Origin of the sequence: Bradyrhizobium amphicarpaeae (genome assembly GCF_002266435.3) — a bacterium.
Taxonomy (GTDB): Bacteria; Pseudomonadota; Alphaproteobacteria; order Rhizobiales; family Xanthobacteraceae; genus Bradyrhizobium; species Bradyrhizobium amphicarpaeae.
On record NZ_CP029426.2, the window covers coordinates 2,034,484 to 2,060,765 of the forward strand.

Here is a 26,282-nt window from a genome sequence, read left to right on the forward strand (position 1 = left end):
ATGGCGAGCGCGTCGCGCCGCTTCTTGTTTGAGACGATCGAGCCCCGCGTGTTGCTTTCGGCCGATCTCGCACCGACCGCGATGGTGCATACACCTGATAATCCCGACACCAGCCTGCTGTCGTTGCCGCCGGTCGCGCCTCTCTATGCTCCTGCAGCCGATGTGAGGGTGTTGCCGGATGTGCCTGCCGCGCAGGCCGTCAATCCTCAGGCCACTCCGACTGGAAGCGACATCGTCGCCGCAAGCTTCACCCTGCGCGTCGAGGGGACCGGCGATGCCGTCGGAAGCTATCAATTCCAGCTTCCGAGCAGCCAGATCGCGACCAATCCAACGGATTATCCCGGCCAGGTCGCGCCTGCGGCCAACCACGTCCCCGAAGGACCGGGCTTCGCGATCGCCGATTCGAAGCCGATCGTGTTCATCGACTCCGCGCTGCCTGACTACGACAAGATCATCGAGGCCGTCTCGAACGGTCCAGATGCGGCCAAGACCGATATCGTGGTGCTCGACTCCACGAAGTCCGAGATCGCACAGATCACCGACACGCTCGCCGGGCGCACCGGCGTTACGGCGGTCCACATCTTCTCCCACGGATTCGAGGCCAGCGTCGGCCTCGGTGAAACGCAGCTCGATCTCGCTGGTCTGAACGAGCACGCGGACGAACTCTCGAGCTGGCGTCTGGCGTTGCAGCCTGGTGCGGACATTCTGCTGTACGGATGCGATATCGGTGCGGGTGACGACGGTTCGGCCTTTATCAGCCGCTTCTCCGAACTCACGGGCGCCAATGTTGCGGCCTCGACCGACGATACAGGCGGAACGCTGCCGGGCGGCAATTGGATCCTGGAGACCAGCACCGGCCCCATCGAAGCGACGCTGCCCGCGTCTGACGCGGCACTCGCCTCCTATGATCATCTGCTGGCTACGGTACAGTGGACAGGCAGCGGTGACGGCACGTCATGGAGCGATGCGCGCAATTGGAGCAGCGGCGTCGTCCCCGGCACCGCAGATTCCGTGAGCATCGCAGCGGCGGCCGGAGATCCCGCAATCACCATCGGTTCGGCCGCAGGCGTCGTGAAGATCGCGAGCCTCAGCACGGCTCGTCCGATCACAATCTCGAGCGGTGCGACGCTGCAAGCCGGGACGATCGATATGTCCCGCAACGTCACACTGGCGGGCGGTACGATTCAGGGCGGGACAATGACTGCGGCCAACGGCGCGGTTATCGCCGTGAGTGCCGACAACGCCGTCGGAAACCTGGTCGGTGTCACCGTGAACGGCGATGTCATGGTCACCGGCACGAATGCCGTGCTGCGCGTCAGCAACGGACTGACCCTCAATGGAACGATGCACGTCGCCGGCGCGAGCACGCAAGTCCGGTCGCTGGGAGACCAGACCTTTGCCGGCAACGGCACGATTTCGTTCGAGGGGACCACCGGCTCGATCCGCCGTCTCACCATCGAAGGTACGTCGACGCTGACCTTGGGGGCGGCCTTCAAGGTGATCGGCGGCTATAGCTCGATCGGCGACTACTGGGAGAGCGGCGGCACCAAGAACCTCGTCAACAACGGCCTGATTTCTTCCTCCACCGGCGGCCAGACGTTGACGATGCTGTCCTACATCAGCTTCTCGAACGCCGGCACGGTCGAGGCAGTTTCCGGCGGTGTCCTGACGATCACGCCCGCCTCGTGGACCAATTCCGGCACCATTCATCTCGACGCTAACGCGGCGAGCACCGTCAATCTGGGCGGTACGTTCAATGCGACGGGCGGAATCGGCACGTTCAATCGGAGCGGGGGCGTCGTCAATCTCGTCGGGACGCTCGACAACGCCGGCGCCGCGCTCACGCTGAACGCCGCCACGGGGTCCTGGAATTTCCTGGGTGTGATCAGCGGCGGCAGCGTCAGCTTTGCCGACGGTGCTGGGCTTCTGCTGGCTTCCGACAGTGCGACGGGCACATTCACCGGCGGCGTCACCCTCAACGGAGACATGACCGTTTCCGGAAACAGCGCCCGGCTTCGCGTCTCAGGCGGTCTGACATTGAACGGGACGGTCCACGTCATCGGCTCGTTTGCGATGGTGCGCGCACTTAATACACAGACCTTCGGCGGCAACGGAACGATCTCGTTCGAGGGCACGTCGGGGTCGACGCGCCGGCTGACGGTCGAAGGCGCCTCGACCCTCACCCTGGCCAACACGTTCAAGGTGGTCGGCGGCTATGCCACCGTCGGCGAGCAATGGGAGACCGGAGGCGCCAACGCGCTCGTCAACAACGGTCTCATCTCGGCGAATATCGCCGGTCAGAGCCTCACTGTCGCCCTGAACACCGCCTTCACCAATGCCGGCACGATGGAGGCAGTCGGGGGCGGTGTCCTGTCGCTCGCCAATGCCTGGACCAATAGCGGCACGCTGCACCTTGACGGCAATTCCACCAGCACCGTCAACCTGGGCGGTACGTTCAGCACCGCCGGCCTGGGAACCTTTAGCCGCGCCGGCGGCGTCATCAATCTCACGGGGACGCTGAACAACACCGGCGCGACGCTGACGTTGAACGCTGCGACCGGATCGTGGAATTTCCTCGGTACGGTCAATGGCGGCACCGTCGTTTTCGCGGACGGCGCGGCGTTGCTGCTCTCGCTCGACAATGCGGCCGGCACCTTCACCGGCGGCGTCACGCTCAACGGAGACATGGCCGTTTCCGGAAACAGCGCCCGGCTCCGCGTGTCCGGCGGTCTGACATTGAACGGGACGGTCCACGTCACCGGCTCGTTTGCGATGGTGCGTGCACTCAATACCCAGACCTTCGGCGGCAACGGAACGATCTCGTTCGAGGGCACGTCGGGGTCGACACGCCGGCTGACGGTCGAAGGCGCCTCGACCCTCACCCTGGCCAACACGTTCAAGGTGGTCGGCGGCTACGCCACGTTTGGCGAGCAATGGGAGACCGGTGGCGCCAACGCGCTCGTCAACAACGGCCTCATCTCGGCGAATATCGCCGGTCAGACCCTCACTGTCGCCCTGAACACCGCCTTCACCAATGCCGGCACGATGGAGGCTGTCGGAGGCGGTATCCTGTCGCTCGCCAATGCCTGGACCAATAGCGGGACGCTGCATCTCGACGGCAATTCCGCCAGCACCGTCAACTTGGGCGGTACGTTCAGCACCACTGGCCTCGGAACCCTCAGCCGCGCCGGCGGCGTCATCAATCTCACGGGAACGCTCAACAATACCGGATCTACGTTGACGCTCAATGCGACGACGGGCTCGTGGAATTTCTTCGGCGCGGTCAACGGCGGCATCGTCGCCTTCGCTGATGGTGCCGCTCTGCTGCTGACGCTCGACAATATTGGCGGCACCTTCACCGGTGGCGTCACGCTCAATAGCGACATGACGGTCTCCGGAAACAGTGCCCGGCTTCGCGTGTCCGGCGGCCTGACGCTGAACAGCACCATCCATGTCACCGGGTCGTTCGCGATGGTTCGGGCGCTCGACACCCAGACCTTCGGCGGCAACGGCACCATTTCGTTCGAAGGCACCACCGGCTCGACCCGACGCCTGACCATCGAGGGTACGACGACGTTGACCCTGGCCAGCACGTTCAAAGTGATCGGCGGCTATGCAACGGTCGGCGAGCAGTGGGAGACCGGCGGTACCAACAATCTCGTCAACAGAGGCCTGATCGATGCCAACGTGGTCTCGCAAAGCCTGACCGTCGGGGTCAACGGCGTCTTCACCAACGCCGGCATATTCCGGGCCACGAACGGCGGCACTGCCGTCGCCAACAATATCGCGATCACAAGCGCGGGCATCGCATCTGCGACCGATTCGACCCTGACCCTGGGCGGCACCTGGAGCAACAGCGGCGCCATCAACGTCGCCAATTCGACCCTCAACCTCGGTGGCGCTTTTACCACGGCCGGTCTCGGAACCGTCAATCGGACCGGTGGCGTGGTCAACTTCACCGGCACGCTGAACAATACCGGCGCGACCCTGACGCTGAACGCGACGACGGGCTCGTGGAATTTCTTTGGTACGGTTAACGGGGGCACGGTCGCGTTCGCGGATGGCGCGGCGCTGCTGTTGTCGCTCGACAATATCGGCGGCACCTTCACCGGCGGGGTGACCCTGAACAGCGACATCGCCGTCTCGGGGAACAGCGCGCGGCTTCGCGTGTCCGGCGGCCTCACCCTGAACGGGACGATCCACGTCACCGGCTCGTTCGCGATGGTTCGGGCGCTCGACACCCAGACCTTCGGCGGCAACGGCACCATCTCGTTCGAAGGCTCCACCGGCTCGACCCGGCGCCTCACCATCGAGGGCACGACGACGCTGAGCTTGGCCAGCACCTTCAAGGTGGTCGGCGGCTACGCCACCGTGGGCGAGCAGTGGGAGACCGGTGGCACCAACAATCTTGTCAACAGAGGTCTGATCAATGCCAACGTCGCCTCGCAGAGCCTGACCGTCGGCGTCAACAACGTCTTCACCAATGCCGGCACGTTCCAGGCTACCAATGGCGGCACCGCCATCGGCAACAACATCGTCATCGCGGCGAACGGCACGGCCTCAGCGACGGACTCGACCCTGACCTTCGGCGGCACCTGGAGCAACAGCGGGGCGGTCAACGTCGTCAATTCGACGCTGAATCTCGGCGGCACTTTTGCTACCGCGGCGATCGGAATCATCAACCGCACCGGCGGGACGGTCAACCTGACCGGCACGCTGAACAACACTGGCGCGACGCTGGCGCTGAACGCCGCGACCGGCTCCTGGAATTTCCTGGGGACGATCAATGCCGGCACGGTCGCTTTCTCCGATGGCGCTGCGCTGCTGCTGTCGCTCGACAATGTCGGGGGCACCTTCACGGGTGGCGTCACTCTCAATGGTGACATCACCGTATCGGGCAGCAGCTCGCGCCTTCGTGTCTCCGGCGGTCTGACGCTGAACGGCACGATTCATCTCATCGGGTCGTTTACGATGGTTCGGGCGCTCGACACCCAGACCTTCGGCGGCAACGGCACCATCTCGTTCGAAGGCACCACCGGCTCTACGCGCCGCCTGACCATCGAAGGAAATACCACGCTTACGCTGGCGAACACCTTCAAGGTCGTTGGCGGCTATGCCACGATCGGCGAGCAGTGGGAGAGCGGCGGCACCAGCAGGCTCACCAATAATGGAACCATCACGTCCAACGTGGCGGGGCAGGGGATCAGCATCGTCCCTGCCGTGGTCACCAATTTCGCCAATGCCACGCTGACGGGCGGCACGTGGCAGGTGCTCAACGGCGCAACCTTGCGGCTGGTGCTGCCGCAGTCCATCGCCATCAATGCCGCGACGATCCTCGTCGACGGCGCCAGCTCGAATTTCTACCGCGATAACGGCTCATCCGGCGCGCTGGCCGGCCTGACCACGAATGCGGCCGGCGCCAGCCTGACGATCGGCAACGGCTACAACTTCACCACGATCGGGGATTTCGCCAACGCCGGCTCGCTCACGATCGGCAGCGGAAGCGTGTTCGGCCTGAGCGGCCAGTTCACCCAATCGGGCGGCAGCGTCGATCTGCAGGGGGGCGTGCTCGGGGATACGCGGCCGTTGGGCAACGCGTTGCATTTCGACGGCAACGACTTCGTCGAGATCGCCGACAGTCCGACCTTGCATTCATCAGGCGACCTGACCGTCAGCGGCTGGTTCAAGGCGGACGGCTTCCCGCGGACCTGGCAGAACATCTTCTTCAAGGGCGACGGTCCGGACACGACCGGCGACCATTCCAATCGTGAATTCGCGCTCTGGCTCAATTCCTCCGGCTATCTCGATTTCGCGTCGACGCCGCAAAGTCGCGTCGGTGTCGGACAATTCGAAGTCACGACGGCCGCGGGTCTCATCAAGGCCGGGCAATGGTACCATTTCGACGCCGTGATCAGCACGTCCGGCAATTTCATGCGGCTCTACGTCAATGGCGTGCTCGCCGGCGAGAGGACCTACGATCCCAGCGGGATACGCGACACCTCCGGGCCCTTCCGGATCGGGCAGGCGCCCGGATGGGACAATTCGTTTCAAGGCAGCATCGACGATGTCAGCGTCTGGAACGTCGCGCGCCCGGCCGAGGCCCTTCGGACCGACATGTATCGCCGCCTCACCGGCAGCGAAAGCGGCCTCAATGCGCTCTGGAATTTCGAGAGCGTTGGGTCGACAGTCAGCGATGTCACGGGGCACGGCAACACCGGATATCTCGGCAGCGTCATCACGAGCCAGCCGGCCTGGACGTCGGATTCGGCGTTGTCCTTCGACGGCGTCAACGACACCGTCCAAATCGCCGATGCGTCTGCGCTGCGCCCGACCAATGCCTTGACCATGGAGGTCTGGGCGACGTTGGGATCGAATTTCGGCTCGGGCTCCCGCGTGCTCATGGGCAAGGCGGTCGGTTCCGGTGTCAATGATTCCTACGCCATCTGGTATTCGGGCGGCCAGCTTCATGCCGGTGCCGGCAACGCGTCCAGCGGATCGCAGGTCGACTATACCTGGAACCCGGCGGCCAACAGCTGGCACCACATCGCCTTCAGCTATGACGCCACCGGATTGAAGCTCTACGTCGATGGCACGCAGGTCGCCTCCAACGCCTCGGTCGCAGCGCTCGACTATGACAGCCATCCGCTGGTGATCGGTGGCGATTATGATTTCAATCAGCTGACCGGCCTGTGGGCAGGCAAGGTCCGCGATGCCCGGCTCTGGAACGTCGCGCGCAGCGTCGCCGAGATCCAGGCCGACATGAATACCACGCTCGTAGGCAACGAGAGCGGCCTTGCGGGCAATTGGCGACTGGACGACGGAACGGGTATCGTGGCCCGCGACGCGACGTCCAACCATAACGATGCGCTGTTGGGAGGATCGGCGGGCTTCCAGCCGATCCAGGCCTCGACCAACGCGGCGCCGCCAATAACGACGTCGCCGATATTCAACGGCGTGGATAACAACATCCAGATCGCCGACAACGCGACGCTGCATCCGGCCAACGCATTGACGATTGAAGCCTGGATCAATGCGGGCGACAATTTCACGTCCAACGTCCGCCACGTTCTGGGCAAGACAGTCGGCAGCGGCGTCCAGGATTCCTACGTCGTCTGGTATGAGAGCGGAGCTTTGCGGGCCGCTGTCGGGAATGCGTCAACTGGCGTTTCGATCGCCTACAGTTGGACGCCAGCGCAGAACACCTGGTATCGCGTCGCCTTCACCTACGATCAGGCAGGCCTCAAGCTCTATCTCGACGGATCGCTGGTGGCCTCCAGCACGGCGACCGCCACGATCGGCTACGACAACCACGCCCTGACCATTGGGGACGACTTCAATTTCGAGCGTCTCGGCAATCCCTGGTCGGGCCGACTCGCGGAAGTGAGTCTCTGGAATGTCGCGCTGACGCAGGCGCAGATCCTGGCAACGGCGCAGCCGCTGAGCGGCGCCGAAGCAGGTTTGATCGGCTATTGGAAGCTCAACGAAGGCAGCGGGACCGTGGCGCGGGATTCGTCCAGCGCCGGCAACAATGGCACGATCGCCGGCGCCACGCCGGTCTGGGTCACCGCGCGCAAGCCTTCCGTGAGCATTCAGGGCGGCACGTTCACCGGAAGCGGCGTCGTCGCCGCGGATCTCACCAATGCCGCTCAAATCAATGTTGCCGGAACTGGTGCGGCTGGATCCCTGGTCGTCACGGGCAACTATTCGCAGACCGCCACCGGCGCCCTCAACATCGAAGTCGGCGGCATTTCGGCTGGATCGCAATTCGATCAACTCGTCGTCGACGGCACCGCGACGCTCGCCGGCTCCCTGAATGTCAGCCTCATCAACAGCTTCCAACCGACTTCGGGCCAAAGCTTCGAGATCGAGACGTTCGGTTCACATCTCAGCACGTTCGGGACGATCAACGGCCTGCCGGCGGGACTGACCGCCAATTACAGCGCGACCGATCTTACCCTGATCAGCCAGGTCATCGGCATCACGGTGGTCCCGACGTCTGGACTGGAGACCACAGAAGCCGGCGGTACGACAAGCTTCTCGGTCGTTCTCGACGGCCGGCCGAGCGCCGATGTGTTCATCGACCTCGATACCGACAATTCAGCGGAGGGCACACCTTCGATCAGAACGCTGCACTTCACGCCGCAGAATTGGGACACGCCGCAAATCGTGACGGTGACCGGCGTCAACGACAACGTCCAGGACGGAGACATCGTCTACCACATCGTCCTCAAGAAGGCAGTGTCGACCGACGCCAGCTACAACGGCTTCGATCCCAGTGACGTCTCGGTCGTCAATCGCGACAACGATCAAGCTGGCTTCACGGTCACCCCCACCACCGGCCTCGAGACGACCGAGACTGGTGGGCAGGCGTCTTATGCGGTCGTGCTGAACAGCCAGCCGACCGCCAATGTCATCGTCAGCCTGTCGCCGAGCTCGCCGGCGGAAGGCTCGGTCACGCCGCTCACGCTGATCTTCACGGCGCAAAACTGGAACGTGGCGCAGACCGTCACCGTCAAGGGCGTGGACGATCAGCTCATCGACGGCGATGTCACCTACAAGATCCAGGGGGCCGCGAGCAGCACGGATTCGAATTACAACCAGCTCAAGCTGCCTGACGTCTCGGTCGTCAATCGCGACAACGACACGCGCGATCTTCAGATCGGCAATCTGACCCTGACGCCGGCGACGGGACTACAATCCGGCGGAACGGTTCTCGCGCAATGGACCGTCACCAATATCGGCAATCTCGCGACGTCAGGCGCTTTCAACGACCTGATCGTGGTGAAGAACATCACGACGGGGCAGACGCTTTACAGCACGACGGTGCCTTACGACCCGAGCGCCGCCGGCAACGGTGCCATCGCGGGTGGCGCCTCGCGCCAGCGCCAGTTCAGCTTCAAGTTGCCGGATGGCGCGGCGGGCGTCGGCCAGATCCAGGTCACCGCCACCGTCAATTACCAGCGCGCCGTCGTCGAATCCGATTCCGCCGGCACCAACAATACGGCGAGCGTGACGCTGGCCTCGACGATCGCGCCCTATCCGGATCTGCAAGTGAACGGGTTGACGCTGAGCGGCGTGTCGCTGCAGCCGCCCGCTGGTGTCTCAACCCTGTTCAATCACAATCTGATCGTGAACGGGAACGCGGAAACCGGCACTGCGGGCAGTCCGTTCACCGGGTGGACCGTGACAGGTTCGCCGGATCTGCTGCCTTATGGTGCAAATGCGCCTGCCGTCACCGATCCGGGGCCCGCCGACCGCGGCACGAATCTGTTCGCCGGGGGGCAGAACAATGCGCTGTCGAAGCTGTCCCAGACCATCGACCTGTCTTCGGCCGGCACGACCATCGATGCCGGGGCTGCTCACTTCGCCCTCGGCGGATATCTCGGCGGCTGGAGCAGCCAGGCAGACGCCGCGTCCCTGACGGCGCAATTCGTCGATGCCGACGGCACGGTGCTGGGCAGCGCGACGATCGGGCCCGTCACCGCGGCCGATCGCGCCAACGCGACCGGCCTGCTGGCGCGCACGACCACGGATCTCGTTCCGGTCGGCTCCCGCAAGGTGATCATCACCCTGACGATGACGCGGGACGGCGGCAGCTATAACGATGGCTATGCCGACGATCTGGCATTCTCGCTTTACACCGGCAACGCCGGCGCCAGCGTTCAGTCGGGCGATCTGGTGATCGTCAAATGGAACGACGTCAACGCCGGCAACGGTGCTACGTCCGGCACCTGGCAAGACCGCGTCGTTGTCCGCAACACCTCGACCGGCCAGATCCTGATCAGCCAGATCGTTTCCTACGATCCGAGCGCCCCGGGTAACGGCAACATCGAAGCAGGCGGACAGCGCGCGCGCCAGATGGCGTTCCTGTTGCCGGACGGCGCGGCCGGTGTCGGCAACATCGAGGTGACCGTGACCGCCGACGGCGGCAGCAACAGCGTCTTCGAGTACAATAGCGGCGGTACGGCTGAGACCAACAACAGCGCCGTTGCCACGGTCGCGTCGTCGATCGCCACCTATCCGGATATCACCGTCGGCAATCTCGCCATCGACCCCGCGAGCGGCGTAACGTCGGGCAGCTCGGTAACGATCAAGTGGAATGACCTCAACACCAGTACGCGGGCAACGCCCGTCGGGTGGACGGACAAGGTCGTCATCGAAAATGTGACGACCGGAGAAGTCCTGGCGACCCTGCTGGTGCCGTACGACCCCGCCGCGGCGGGCAATGGCAATATCGAAGCTGGCGGCTCGCGAGCCCGGCAGGTCAGCTATCAATTGCCGGACGGATTGCGGGGCGTCGGCCAGATCAAGGTCACGGTGACGGCCGACAGCGGCAACGTGGTCGTCGAGAATAGCGCGGACGGCACTGCCGAAAGCAACAATTCAGGCACGCTCACCTTCACCGCGGTCAGCGCGCCCTATGCCGATCTCCAGGTCGCCAATATCAGCGTCGATCCGGCCGGCTTGACGTCAGGTGCAACGTTCACGGTTCGGTGGGACGACAGCAATACCGGCACGAAAGCGACCGGAGCCGGCTGGACCGACGTGATCGTCATCAAGAATCTGACGACCGGCGAGACGTTGACGACCGTCAACATTCCTTACGATCCGGCGCTGGCCGGCAATGGCGCCATCGCCGGCGGGACGTCGCGCACGCGGCAGTATGCCGGCAAGCTGCCGGATGGCGTCCGCGGCGTCGGGCAAATCCAGATTACGATCACCGCCGACAGCAACAACGCCGTGCCCGAGTTCAACGCGACCGGCACAGCGGAAACGAACAACGCCGCCAGCAAGACCGTGACATCGACGGTCGCCCCCTATGCCGACCTCACGGCGGCCAACCTTTCGGTCGAAGCTCCGGCCGGCTTGCAGTCCGGCGCAAGTGTCGTGCTGCACTGGGACGATCGCAACATCGGCAGTGCCGCCACCAGCGGTTCCTGGTACGACTATGTCACGATCAAGAACCTGTCCACCGGCGAAACGCTGGACACCATCCCGGTCGTCTATGCGGAATCGGCCAGTGGGAACGGCGCGATCGCGGCGGGCGGCGTCCGCGCACGCCAGCTCAGCTACGCGCTTCCCATTGGAGCTCGCGGGACCGGCCAGATCCAGTTCACGGTCACGACCGACAATTTCAACCAGGTGTTCGAATTCAACAATTCGGGCAGCGGCGGCAGCAATACGGCCGAGAGCAACAACACCGCGAGCGTGACCGTCACGTCGCTGGCAGCTCCCGCACCGGATCTCGAAATCGCCAATCTTGCCTTGACGCCGCCCACTGGTCTGCGGTCGGGTGACGGTGCGACGCTGAGCTGGATCGTACAGAACACCGGCAACGCCGCCGTCACCGGCTCGTTCTATTCCCACGTGACGGTCCGCAACGTCACGACGAACCAAGTGGTCGTGTTGGGCGATGTCCTCTACGACCCGGCGACTGCGGGCAACGGGTCGATCGCCGCGGGCGGCTCGCGGGCTCAGCAGTTCGCCTTTGCCTTGCCTCAGGGCTCTCCCGGCGCCGGGCAGCTCGAAATCACGGTCACGACCGACTTCTACAGCCAGGTGGGCGAGTCCAACGCGTCCGGCACAAACGGCGCCAGTACCGCCGAAAGCAACAACTCGGCGAAGATCACAGCGACCGCGGCGCTCGCGCCCTACGCCGATCTCGTGACGTCCGCCGTCACCGCGCCCAGCCTCACCATCAGCGATCCCGCCACGGTCACGATCGGCTGGACCGTCACCAATGCAGGCCAGGCCGCAACCACCGTCGGCAATTGGAGCGACGTCATCATCGTCTCCTCTGACACCGATCCCTCGCATGGGACGGTGATCGGACGGCTCGACCATGTCGGCGCGCTGGCTGCAGGCGCGACCTATCAGTCGAGCCTGACCATCACGCTGCCGCCGCGATACCAAACCCATTCGCATCTGTTCGTGCGCACCGATGCCAACGATGCCGTTTTCGAGAACGGCGTCGAGGCCAATAACGCCGCGGAAGCATCGAACATGTTCGATGTGGTCACCGCGCCTTTCGCCGATCTTTCCGTCTCCAACCTTGTCGTCGCCCCGACGGCGGACAGCAGCCGACCCATGACGGTGTCATGGACGGTCACCAACCAGTCGCCGCACGCGATCGGCACCACCGACCGCACCGCCTGGTCCGACAGCGTCGCGCTGGCGACGGACCCACTGGGCAAGAACATCGTCGCGAATATCGGCAGTTTCGATCACGTGGGCGCGCTCGAGGTCGGCGGTAGCTACACCCGAACCGGCACTGCGATGATCCCGGACGGCCTGCACGGCACGTTCTACGTCGTGGTGAAGACCGGTGGCCCTTCGGAGTTCATCTACACCGATAACAATGCGGTCGTGTCGGGGCCCGTCACCGTCAACCTGACGCCGGCGCCCGACCTCGTGCCGGGCACCGTGGTCGCAACGACGCCGGGCTCGACGGCCCAGGTCAGCCAGGCCACGGCCGGCGACAAGATCGACATCACCTGGACCGTGCAGAATGCCGGCGGCGGCCGCGCCGACGGGACGTGGTACGACAGCATCTATCTCCAAGAGGTCGGAGGCCAGCACCGCACCTTGGGCCTCGGCGCATTCGATTTCACCGGCCCGCTCGGCGCGGGGCTCTCCTACACCCGCTCCGAGGTCGTCCAGCTGCCGAGCAACGTGGCCGGCGTCTTCCAGCTGATGATCAAGACCAATGCCGGCCTGTTCCCGATCTACGAGCCGGCGGCCGGCAACAATACGCTGGCGGATCCCAACCCTCTCACGCTGGTCATCGCACCCAATCCGGACCTTCAGGTTTTCTCGATCGACAATCTGCCGTCGACGGCGAACGCCGGTGGCACCGTCGCGATCGACTTCACGGTCATCAACCAGGGCATCGTCGAAGCCAAGGGACATTGGAAGGACAACGTCTACATCTCGCTGGTCGACCATCTCGATGGCAGCGCTATCCTGATCGGCTCGTTCGACAATCTCTCCGCGCTGGCGCCGGGCGAGAAGTACAAGATATCGACCGGCAACATGCTGGTGCCGAAGCGGCTCGGCGGTCCGGCCTATATCATCGTCGACACCAACGCGAATGACGGCGTTGGCGAATACCCGGCCGGCAACAACAACACCTTCGTCAAGCCGATCTCGATCAACGCGGAGCCGCCAGCGGACCTCGTCACCAGCAACGTGAAGGCGCCGAATCAGTCGTTCGACGGCCAGACGATCACGGTGTCGTATCACGTCGACAATCTCGGCCTCGAAGCCACCGACCAGGATCATTGGACCGACGAGATTTGGCTGACGCGCGACAAGACGCGGCCGAACACCACCAAGGGCGACGTGCTGCTCGCGACCATCGCGCACAACGGCGTGATCGGGAATGACCCCACGGTAATCACCTTGCCGACCGGTTACGACGTCACCGCCACGGTGACGCTGCCCAAGCATATTTCCGGCGAGTTCTACGTCACGGCTTGGTCGGACGCGTTCGACGTGGTGCACAAGAGCACGCAGGACATCAACGTCAACCCGGACGATCCGAACCGCTCCAACAACGACAATTACAAGGCGCGCCCGATCACGGTGCTGCTGACGCCGCCGCCTGACCTAGTGGTGACCGCAGTTGCTCCGCAGTCCACTGGCGTCGGCGGTGAAGACTATACGGTGAGCTGGACGGTCCAGAACCAGGGCACCAACGCGACCGAAAACGGCATTCTATTCGATCAGATCTATCTGTCCGACGTGCCCGACTTCGTGCCGCCGAACACCGGTAAGGACATTGGCAATCAGTGGTTCCTCGGCGCCGTCGAGCATGACGGCACGGTCAATGCGAACGGAAGCTACACCAACCAGGCAACCTTCAAGCTCGCTCCCGAGATTTCGGGCAAATACGTCATCGTCGTCGCCAACACCGGCGGCTACACCGCGAGCGGCAATTACATCGGACCGACCTGGGAAGGCCAATACGGCGGCAACAACATCAATGTCGGCAACACCCGGGTCACGCCGCGGCCGGTTGCGGACCTCCGCGTCACTTCGGTCACCGCACCGCCCACCAACTACTCCGGAGAGTCCACGACGGTCACATGGACCGTGCAAAATTTCGGCGCGGACGCCTGGTCCGGCACGCGATATTGGACCGACGACGTCTATTTCTCGCGCTATGCGACGTTCGATCCCGGTCAGGTCACCTTCATCGGCCACTACCAGCACAGCAATGCGCAGCCGCTGGCGAATGGCGCGAGCTACACGCAGACGGCAACGTTCCTCCTGCCCAAGGGCATCGGCGGCACGGCGGCGGATCCGCAGCCTTACTATGTCTATGTGATCACGAATGCCGACGGCAACACGACCGCGCACTCGCGCGACAATACCGGCGCGCGCGAGACGTTTGCAACGCGCGGATACGAGGACATCAGTAACAATCGCACCACCGGCGTCGTGCCTGTCATTTACCGCGAGCCGGATCTGCAGGTCACCAACCTCGTCCTGCCCGGTACGATACCTCACTCGAGCGAGATCATCCCGATCACCTTCACGGTGACCAATCTGGGCAACCGCGATACCAGGGAAGGACGCTGGACCGACCGCGTCTTCCTGTCGCTCGACCCATCGCTCGATGCTCATGACATCGAGATCGGCTCGTTCTCGCGCGGCACTATTCTAGCGACCGGCGCGAGCTACACCACGACGGTCAACGCCCAATTGCCGGACGGCATCGGCGGTAATTATTACGTTCTGGTCTACACCGACAGCACCGCGTCCGGCGTGCTCGACGTGCCGGGCCTGATGTACAGCGACGGGATGGGCAACGTCCCCGAGTTCCAGGGCGAGGGCAACAACATCACCGCGGCCTTCATGCCGGTGTCGATGGTGCCGCCGCCCGATCTGCAAGTCACGTCGCTTCTCGCGCAGGGGCCCGATCCGCTTCAGATCGACCACGTTCTGATGGGGCAGTCGTTCACCGTCACCTACCAGGTGACGAATACCGGTGCCGGACCAACGCCGGATCGCCAGGGCAAATGGGACGATTACATCTACCTGTCGCGTGACCAGTTCCTCAGCGATGCCGATATCTATCTCGGCGCCGCGACCCACACCGGCGGGCTGGCCGCGGGCGCGAGCTATCAGAGCACCTTGACCTACAAGGCGCCGAAAAATCTCACCGGCCCCTGGTACGTCTTCGTCCTGACCGATCCGCCGACGGCGAATTCGCCGGTCACTGGCGTCGTGTTCGAGGCCGACAAGGAAAGCAACAATGCCAAGCCGACCGCGACACCGCTGCTGATCGATCAGCCGCCGCCGTCCGACCTGGTGGTCGACACCGTCACGATCCCGAACGGCGCGATGTCGGGCGATCCCGTTCACCTCACCTGGACGGTGAAGAATGCCGGCGTCAATTCAGCTATCGGTGCGTGGCGGGACGTCGCCTATCTCTCCAGCGACAACACTTGGGACATCAACGACAAGCCGATCGGCTTCTTCGATTTCACCGGCTCCGTGCTGCCTGGCGCATCATATACCGGGACGCTGGATGCGCGATTGCCGCCGGCGACGCCCGGCACCTACCGCATCATCGTGCGGACCGACATCTTCGACGATATCGTCGAGGCGCCGACGCAGAACAACACGACACCCTCGGCAAGCACCCTGCAGGTGACCGTGCCCGAGCTGCATCTCGGCGTCGCGCTCGACACCACGCTCAGCACCGGCCAGGACAGGCTGTTCCAGGTTACGGTGGCCCAGGGGCAGAGCTTGCAGGTCGACCTCACTTCCGCAGATTCGACCGCCGCCAACACGCTGTTCCTGCGTTACGGCGCGCTGCCGACCGGGGCGACCTACGACGCGGCCTATCAGGGCGCGGTCCAGGCCAACCAGATCGCTGTCATTCCGTCGACCACGGCCGGCACCTATTACGTGCTCGTGCACGGCCAGTCGGAGCCGGGCCCGAATTCGCACGTGACCTTGCTTGCCCATGTGCTGCCGTTCGGCATCACCGACGTCGTGCAGGACCAGGGTGGCGACAGCCGCTATGTCACCACGGTGATCACCGGCGCCCAGTTCGATCCACAGGCGGTGGTCAAGCTGGTGCGGCCGGGCTTCGCGGAGTACGAGCCGGTCAGCTACAAGGTCATGGATCCCACGCGGATCATTGCGGTGTTCGATCTGCGCAATGCGCCACATGGTCTTTACGACGTCGAGGTGATCAATCCGAACGGTCTGATCGCCATCGCGCCCTACCGCTATCTCGTCGAGGAGGCGCTACCGGCAGACGTGAGCATCGCGCTCGGCGGACCGCGCGTCATCTGGGCCGGCCAGAGCGGTCTTTACGGCTTCACGCTGACGAGCCAGACCAACGTCGATATTCCCTACGTTCAGTTCCAATACGGCGTCCCCGGCACGCCGCTGAACGAGGGTGTGCCGTATCTCGGTGTCACCACCAACGTCACGGGCACGCCGAATGTTGCCGATGTGCCGTGGGCGAGCATCGTGCCCATGTCGGACACGAACGGCCAGTCGCTGACCACCGGCTATGCGTACGATCTTGCCACGCGTGCCAACACGACTTTCAGCTTCCTGGTGCAGACTTATCCGGACGGACTGCCGCCGGGCAATCAGAGCGAGCAGCCCGGTGTCACCGCGTTCGCGTTCAACATCATGGGCGCCGCCACGGCGCTGACGCCCGACGAATATGTGGCGCAGCAACGGCAATTGGCCGAAACCCTGCGCACGAACATCCTGAAGGACCCGACGGCATCGTCGGCCCTGCAAAACCTCGCCGCGGATGCGACCTCCTGGACCGATCTCTATCTCACCGCTTTGACGCAGGCCGGTCTGTTGCGGCCGGTCGACCAGCCGCCCGAGATCCACGACAACCCCGTTCTCGTCAGCCTGCAGGCGACCTTGGCGGCTGGTATCCTCGCCGGCCCGGCCGGCAAACAGATCGTTACCAACGGTAACTTGCTGCAGTTCTTCAGCCAGGTTCAGCAATGGTACGGCAACGATCCGACCAAGACGACGCCGTATCAGACCATCAAGACCGACACGGTCAGCCCGCACGAGCCGACCACCTATTTCAGCTTCGATCCGCCGCCGGCCAGCGACTTCGACCTCCATGCGGCTTCGCCCACCCACTACGAAGCGAATTACATCTACGTGCCCTGGGCCAACAGCTGGGATTTCCCGGAGACCCAGCATACCAACGACCAGACGCATCCCGAGAACCAGAATTTCCTCAACGTCCAGCCGCCGAATTTCGCGTCGTTCTTCAACGGCAGCGGCCGGACCGGGCAGGCGTTCCTCAATGGTCCGCTGGGCTACGGGGCCGACCAGTTCGTTCCCGCTGGTGTCGCCGAGCCTTACACGATCCAGTTCCAGAATGCGCCGCACGCTTCCTCCACGGTCGGCGAAATTCGGATCGTGACGCAGCTCGACCAGGATTACGATCCGCGCTCGTTCCGCCTCGGCGACCTGCAGATTGGTGACATCAAGGTCCACGTTCCCGGAAGCGTGGGCTCGTTCCAAAACGATTTCGACTTCACCAAGAGCAAGGGCTACATCCTGCGCGTCAGCGCGGGCATCGAGCTGTCGTCCAACACGCTGACCTGGCTGTTGCAAGCGATCGATCCGCTCACCGGCGAGGTGATCCAGGATCCGACCAAGGGATTGCTGCCGCCCGACGATGCGCAAGGCGATGGCCGCGGCTTCGTCAGCTATACGGCGACGCCCAAGACGGGGCTCGCGACGGGCACACAGCTCACCGCGCAGGCGCGCGTGATCTTCAACACGGCTGCGCCGATGGACACGCAGCAGCTGACCTTCACGCTCGACAGCCAGGCGCCCGTCACCACGCTGACATCGGCGCCGCTGGCCCAGGGCGGGTCGGATTATCAGGTACAATGGAGCGCCAAGGACGATGCGACCGGTAGCGGCGTCAAGGACGTCACGGTCTACGTCTCCGTCGACGGTGGCAATTATACCACCTGGCTGAAGCAGACCACGCAGACCTCAGGCGTCTACAACGGGCAGGCGGGTCATACCTATAAATTCCTCGCGCTGGCGACCGACAATGCCGGCAATCGCGAGCAGGCCCCGCTCGGCGCCTCCGTTCCGAACAGCGACAGTTCCGCCAATCTCGGTGCGACGCCGACGGTATCCGGGACGACCACAGATCTCGGCACGCCGCCGGCGCCGTCCACGCAGCCCTCGACCAACGCCCTGTTCGTGCAGGCTCAGCAGGGCATCCCATCCGCCGTGCTGCAAACCCGTCCTTCCGAATTCTCCACCGTGCTCGCGCCCTTCACGGCGCAGGCTTTCGCGACCGGGGTCGGAACGAGCGGCGCAGGAATTGGCCCGATGGCCATCCTGGTCATGCCCGACGGCACGGTGCTGGTGAGCGGCGGTGCCTCACGCAACCAGATCTTCAAGCTGAACGCCGAAGGCGGGCAGGTCGGCGCGCCGCTGGTGACGCTGTCCCAGCCGATCTACGACATGGTGCTCGACACCGGGCGAAACGTGATCTGGGCTGCCACAGGCGGCGGGCCGCTCTACGAGCTCGATGCCACGACCGGCGCCGTGATCGACCAGTTCGGCGACTCGCTGACGCAAAGCCTCGCCATCCAGCCGGGCACCGGTCTGGTCTACGTCTCGTCGGGCAATGGCATCGAGGTGTTCGATCCGACCGCCAAGACCTTCAGCCATTTCAGCGACATCAGGGTCGGAGGCCTTGCCTTCGCGCCCGACGGTACGCTGTGGGCGGTCACTTGGCCGCACAATCAAGGGCAGGTGATCCAATTCACCGGCAACAAGCCGAAACTGATGCTGTCGTTCAACGACGATGTCGGCTCGATCGCGTTCGGCGCGGCCGGTTCCAAGTTCGACGGCCTGCTGTTTGTGTCCCATACCGAAGCATCCGCGTCCGGCGGCACCGTGCTGTCGATGGTCGACCTCACGACCATGAAGGTGGTCGACGTCGCCAAGGGCGGGACGCGCGGCGATATCGTCAGGACCAGCATCGACGGGCGGGTGTTCCTGAGCCAGTCGCATCAGGTCGACGTGCTCGGCCCGGTGCGCGCGCCGCATGTGGCGAGCACAAATCCGCCGCCGGACACCTTCGTCTCGCTGCCGTTCGCCAGCATCTCGGTGACGTTCGACGAGGACATGCTGGCAGACGCGGCGAGCGACCCGCGCTCGGTGCTCAATCCCGACAATTACCGGCTCCGCGGCGACGGCGCCGGCCTCATCCCGATCCAGGCCGTCGCCTACGATCAGACGACGCGAACGGCCGTGCTCGGCTTCGCGCCGCTCTCCGCCGATCACTACGAGCTCAAGGTTCTGACCGGCGTTCAGAGCGCTGCCGGCCTCGCGCTGGCGGAGGCCTATACGACGAATTTCACCGCGGTCAGCGACATTACCTCCGTGCTGGACGTGACTTTCTCGCTGGCCCGCAGCGACCGCGACACCGGCACGATCTCCTTCGATGTCACGGTGAGCAACAAGAGCTCGCATAATCTGTTGCTGCCGCTGGTCTTGCGGCTCTCGCCAACGCAGCATTTCGACGGCGAACCGCTCGGGAACACGGGGCGTGCCGCGGACGGCTCCTGGCTGATCGACCTCAGCTCCAATCTGCCCGCCAACGGGATTCTTCTGGCCGGTCATTCCACGAGCGGTAGAACGGTCACGGTTGCGGATCCCAATCGCCGGCCGGTCACGTTCGATCCCAGCGTCAGTGGCGTGTTGACGGGCAATGCTCCGCCGGTTTTCCTCACCTATCCGGTCATGTCGGCCGTTGCCGGGCAAGTCTACACCTACCGCCCGACCACCTTTGATCCCAACGGCGATCCGGTCTCCTTCGTGCTGGTGAAGGGACCGAACGGCATGGCGATCGACGCGGCGACCGGGCTGGTGTCCTGGATGCCTACGCCGAGCAGCATCGGCCAGACGACCGTCGCGTTGCAAGTCTACGACGCTGCCGGCGCTTACGACACGCAGACTTTCACGCTCACCGTGACCGGCGTGAACGGCGCACCGGTCATGACCGAGCTGCCCGCCGAAATCGACGGCAAGGAAGGGATGCCGATCCGGATTCCCGTCCAGGCGATCGATCCGGATGGCGACAAGCTGATCTATTGGGTCAACAACCTGCCACCCGGCGCGTCGTTCGATCCGAAACAGCAGGTCCTGACCTGGACGCCCGATTTCCATTCGGCCGGGACCTACACTGCAGTGACGTTCGTGGCCAGCGACGGTCTCCACGAAGTGAGCCAGACCACCACGATCGTCGTCGCACCGACGCCTCGGCCGCCGACGCTGCTCAAGCCGTCGGATTTCATCGCGCGCGAGGGCGATCCGATCCGCTTGACGTTGCAGGCCAGCGATCCCGATGGTTCGCCGCTGACCTTCTCGAGCGACTTGCTGCCGATCGGTGCGTTCCTTGATCCCAAGACCGGCGTGTTCGAATGGACGCCCGACTACAACCAGCACGGCCTTTTCAACGTGCCGTTCACGGTCAGCAACGGCGAGGCGAGCACGACCCAGAACGCCACGATCGTCGTGACGAACGTCAATGCCGCCCCGATCTTCCAGAACGTGGATCGATTCCAGGTGCCCGAGGGGCAGAAGATCCAATTCCGTGTGCAGGCCCTGGATCCCGACAATCCGGCCTATCAGCCGCCCAACCGCGCCGCCGACGGGAGCCTGGTGCACACCGGTCTGAACGTTCCGACGGTGACCTACCAATTGACCGGCATGCCGCAGGGCGCCACCTTCGACCCGGACACGCTGTTGTTCACCTGGACACCAGGCTTCGCGGACGCCGGCCAGCACGTCGTCACCATCAAGGCAACGGACGATGGCGACGGCACCGGCCAACCCAAGACCACGACCCAGCAGGTCGTGGTCACGGTCGTCAACGTCAATCGGGCACCGCAGGTTTCGCCGATCGCCAATCAGGCTGTCGATCATGACGGGGTGCTGACCGTTCCGGTCTCGGCCATCGACGCTGACGGGGATCCGCTCAAGCTGTCGATGCTCGGCGTGCCCGCTTTCGGCGGCTTCGTCGACAATGGCGACGGTACCGGCTTGTTCACATTCAAGCCGACCGCCGACGATCGGGGCAATTATACGATCTTCCTCACCGCGACCGATGACGGCGACGGCAACGGCGCCACCGCTGCCCTGTCAAGCACGCAGTCTTTCGTCGTCACCGTCAATGCGCCCGACCGTCCGCCGCACATCGCGCCGATCGGAGACAAGGTCGCCGTGGTGGGTCAGCCATTCCAACTGGTCCTCAAAGCGACCGATGCCGACCAGGATCCGCTGACCTTTGGTGCAACGGGCTTGCCGCCGGGCGCGGTCCTGTCGTCGAACGGTGTCTACGGCCAGAAGGTTTTGACCTGGACCCCGACCAGCGCCGACATCGGCAAGTACAGCATCCTGGTGACCGTCAACGACAGCGGCAATGGCGATCCCGCCAATGTGCTCGGCGATCACCAGCTCTTCACGCTTACGGTGCGGACCAGCAACCAGGCTCCGGTGTGGGTCTCTGCCGGCGACCAAACCATCGCAGCCAATCAGACGTTGACCGTGCCGCTGCGGGCGATCGATCCCGATGGCGACACCGTCACCTATACCGCGACAAATCTGCCTGTCGGTGCCAGGATCGACGCGGTGTCGGGCGTGCTGACCTGGACGCCCGGCCTGGTCCAGGTCGGCAAGTACAGCGGCGTCGTGCTCTCCGCGACGGACGGCAGCCTGACCACGACGCAGACGATTGCCATCACCGTCACGCCCTCGAACCAGGCGCCGCACTTCATTCCGTTGCAGCAGCAATCCGGCCGGGAAGGCGTCAAGCTGCAATTCGCAATCTCGGCGGCCGACGCAAATGACGATCAACTGACCTACAGCCTGCTGTCGGGATTGCCGACGGGGGCGACGTTCGATGCGAGCACCGCGCAATTGATCTGGACGCCCGGCTTCGAACAGGCCGGCGACTACACGATCAAGTTCACGGCGGCCGATCCCGGCGGATTGTTCGACACGCTCACGGCGAATATTCATATCGACAATGTCGATCGCTCACCAACCTTGCAGGTCAGCGACCATGGTGTTGTGGTCGGCCAGCCGTTCAGCCTGCAACTGGTTGCCGGCGATCCAGATCTCAACACGCAGCTCGCATTCTCCGCACTCGGACTGCCTGCCGGAGCGACGCTCGATGCCGACACCGGACTGCTGACCTGGACGCCCGGGCCGACCCAGACCGGCGACTATGCGATTAATTTCACCGTGACCGATGGCGAGCTCAGCACGTCGCGGGTGGCGACGTTGCGCGCCACGCTCGAAGCCACGCCGCCGCAGGTCATCGTCGAAATCACGCCGAGCTTCCCCGGCGTTCCGGGCACCGCCGTGCTGCTGCACGTTGCAGCGACAGGCACTGCGCCGATCCAGGGCCTGACGCTCGCGGTCGACGGCCAGGTGCTGGCGCTCGACAGCCATGGTCGCGCCAGCTTCACGCCGCAGACGCCCGGGCTGTTCGCGATTGATGCCACCGCCACCGATGCGGATGGCCGGACCGGCATCGCGCATACCGTGCTCAAAGTGCGTGATCCCAACGACCATGCCGCGCCAGTGGTATCGTTCGACAACATCGCCAACCATGCGCTGTTGACCGCGGCGCTCGACCTTCAGGCCACGATCAGCGACAGCAACCTGGATCATTGGGTGCTGGAGCGCGCGCTGGTCGGATCGAACGATTTCACGGCCATTGCCGGCGGCAACGTACCCGTCAGCGGCACGATCACGCATTTCGATCCGGCCGCGCTGCGCAATGGTGCCTACCAGCTTCGGTTGACCGCGACCGACGTAAGCGGCCGCAGCACTGTGGTGCAGACCATCGTCGAGGCCGATGCCCCCACCAAGCCATCGGCTTATGTGCAGAACTTCACGGACCTGACGGTTGTGCTTGGCGGCACGAGCGTCAATCTGGTGCGCTCCTACTCTTCGCTGGACCAGGACATCACGGGGTCGTTGGGCTACGGCTGGCGCCTTGCCAATCTCGATCCGCAGATTCAGACCAGCATCCCTCCGACCGGGCGCGAGAGCCTCGGCATCTACAATCCGTTCGTCGACGGCACCCGCGTCTATCTGACCTTGCCGGACGGACAACGCGCCGGTTTCACCTTCACGCCCGAGAAGCACGTGCAGCTCGGTGTCACCTACTACACGGCGAGGTTCACGGCCGATCCCGGCGTGACCTATCAGCTCGAATCTTCGTCCGTGCCGCTCAGCAAGGGGCCGAACGGCTATTACGAGCTGCAGACCGCGCGTCCCTTCAATCCGACCAACGGGGCGTTCGGCGCGGCCGACTATACGCTGAAGGCGCAGGACGGGACGGTCTACCATCTCAGCACCGTCCATGGCGTGCTTGACGAAATCCTGCCCGGCGGCAACACGCTTCATTTCAGCGACAGCGGCATCGTCAGTTCGAACGGCGATTCCGTCCAGTTCACCCGGGATGCCGCAGGCCGCATCGCCTCGATCGTCGCCTCGGACGGCACACGCGTGATCTACAGCTATGACGCGGCTGGAAATCTCGTCTCCGCGCACAATACCGGCACGGGGCTGAGCAACCGGTACGGCTATGATGTGAACCGTCCGCATCAGCTCATCGTGACGACGTCGCCGACGGGGCCGGCGGGGACCGTCGTCAATTACGGCACAACGGCACAAGTCGCCCCGCTCGCGGCCAATCTCGGCGGCGTCGGCGAATTCCGCGACGGCATCTATCAAGGATCGCTCGCTGCCGGTGCGACCGATTATTTCGCCTTCAACCTGCGGCCGTCGGAGCTTCTTTCGGCGCCGACCGATCAGGTTCTGCTCGGCGTGGAAGTGACGGCGGCGGCTGGCAGCGGGTTGCAGCCCGGCATGCCCGTCATTGCCGGATTGACGCCGCTCATCCAGCGTCGCGACGACGGGACCTCGTTTGCCCTGTTTGCCGTGGGCCGCGAAGGCGTCGACCAATTGCGAATTACCGGGAGCAATGCGGCGACGGCCGGAAGCTATTCGCTCCGCCTGTTCGTGGTCGGCGACGCCAACGAGGACGGCAAGGTGGACGGGCTCGACAGCGACTTGTTGAGCCAGGCCATAGGTAGCTCGACGGGACAGGCCGGCTACAATCGCCGCGCCGATGCCAACCGCGACGGCATGGTCGATGCGAGCGACGCCCAGCTGCTGGGCCGTAATTTCGGTTTCCTGCTGGCTCCCCCGCCCGTGGTGAAGGATGCCGAAGCATTGACGCATGTCGATCTTCCGCTGACTTTCGATCTGGGCACCGTCGCGAGCGATCCAGCGGGAGATCCTCTGTATTTCAAGCTGGTCGGCTCGGAGCACGGAACGGCGACACTCAATCCCGACGGTCATACCGTGACCTTCATTCCGGGGATCGGCTTCTCCGGTCAGGCGGATTTCGAGTTTCAGGCTGACGACGGTTTCAACAGATCGTCGATTGCGACGGTTCATGTGGACGTCAGTGCGGCGTCCCTGGTTCATCTCGATTTCCAGAACCGCGCACCGCGCCTGGCCGTCAATGGCGGCCAGAGCATGGTGCTGGTCGGGGACTTCGAGGACCAGCAGGACGTGGTGCTGGCACCGTCATACATATCGTTCCAGATGCTCGACCCGACGGTTGCGCTGGTGTCGGGGACCGGCCAGATCCAGGCGTTGAAGAACGGCACGACGGTGCTGCTCGCCTCCAGCCACGGCATCACCGCGGCGACCGCAGTGACCGTCGGCGTCCCCACGGATCCGACCGAGCTGCGTCTTTACAACAAGGGCCTCGATCTCTATCCGCTTGCCGTGTCGTTGAGCAGTAACGGCGGGACGCGTCAGTTCGAAGTGCATCCCGGCGATGACCGCGATCTGGAGACGGATCTGGCCCCGGGTTCGACGGGCACGCTCTACTTCGTCGATCGTGCCGGTGTCGTCCAGGTGACCGCGGATGGGCTGGCATCAGCGCTCGCGCCGGGCCGTGCGACCATCACGATCATCCACGGGGCGACCGAGGCGGTGGTGCCGGTTCTGGTTCAAACCCCGCAGCTCGGCACGGTGTCCGTCGGCGCCGATGGCGCGGTGATTCAGGGCAGCGATGGATCGATCGTCGCAGTGCCGCCGGGCGTTCTGGTGAACACGCCGGTCAGCATCGCGCCCGTGTCCGTCGCCCAGTTGCCGCAGGCGGTTCCAACGAATCTGCCTGTAGCGGCCGCTTTCAAGCTGGATATCGGCGACGGCAAGCTCGACGTCCCGGTGCAGCTCGCCATCCCCGTTGCCCCGGGAACGCCGGTCGGGACCGAGGTCATGTTCCTGCGCAGCGGCCAGATCCTGGATGCGCAGGGCCAACCGCAGAACATCTGGTGGCAACGCGAGACCGGCGTCGTCGGCGCTGACGGCCTTGCGCATACCCACTCGCCGCCGGCTCCGGGCGTCTCGTCATCCGGCTATTATCTGGTGGTGCAGACGGGCCTCAGCAATTTCAGCCCGCTCGATATCGACGTCGCGATCTCGAACATCTCCAACAATGTCGGCTTCATGTTCGATGGCGGCGGGGGATCGCTGATCGGCGTTTCGGCCGCCGTCACGGCGGCCGGCATCTCCGCGACGCTCGCTTTCCCCTCGACTCCGCAGCCGATCCCGCTGCTGATGCAGGTCATTCCCCAGATCGGTTTCCCGACCACGGTCGAGGTCGGACGGGTGCAGATCGACCCGGGAAAGGTCAATCATTTCACCACCACCATCGTGCCGCCGCCCTCGACGGCAGGCGCCAGTGCGCCCGTGATCACGCAGGCGCAGGTGTCGATCAACCACGACGATCCCGCCAACGCCTTCCCTGAACTGATCATCAAGGGAAGGGGTTTCCTCACGCCAAATCCCGGCCAGACCGCGCCCGCCATCACCGACTTGCGCGTGGTCTTCCAGATGCCCGGTGCGAACGGGGTTCGGGAAGAACGGCAGGTGACCGGCTCGGACACTGAATTGCACGTCCGCATTCCGAACGACGTCGCCGCAGGTCTCGTCGAGGTCACGGTGGTCCGGCCCGATACCGTCAACGTCAAAGCTGCCAACGACGACACCGTCAAACAGACGCAAAAGGCCGTCAGCAACGCGATCCACCTCGACGCGAGCGGCACCTATGTCTTCGTGACGCTTCCGGAATACAACTATCACACCGGCGGAATCGACGGCACGGTTGCGGTTCTCGACGGCGATCCCAATTCGAACAGCTTCAATCA

Annotated in this window: 1 protein-coding gene (running past one end of the window); it reads left to right on the top strand. The window is 64.3% G+C overall.

Annotated elements, in window-relative coordinates; all coding sequences use genetic code 11:
* Positions 1-26,282, top strand: the 5' portion of a protein-coding gene (locus tag CIT40_RS09670) for a tandem-95 repeat protein (protein ID WP_162307425.1). The gene runs 15,661 nt beyond the window's last position; 26,282 of the gene's 41,943 nt are visible here — the first part of the coding sequence; the start codon lies at positions 1-3; its stop codon lies beyond the right edge, outside the window.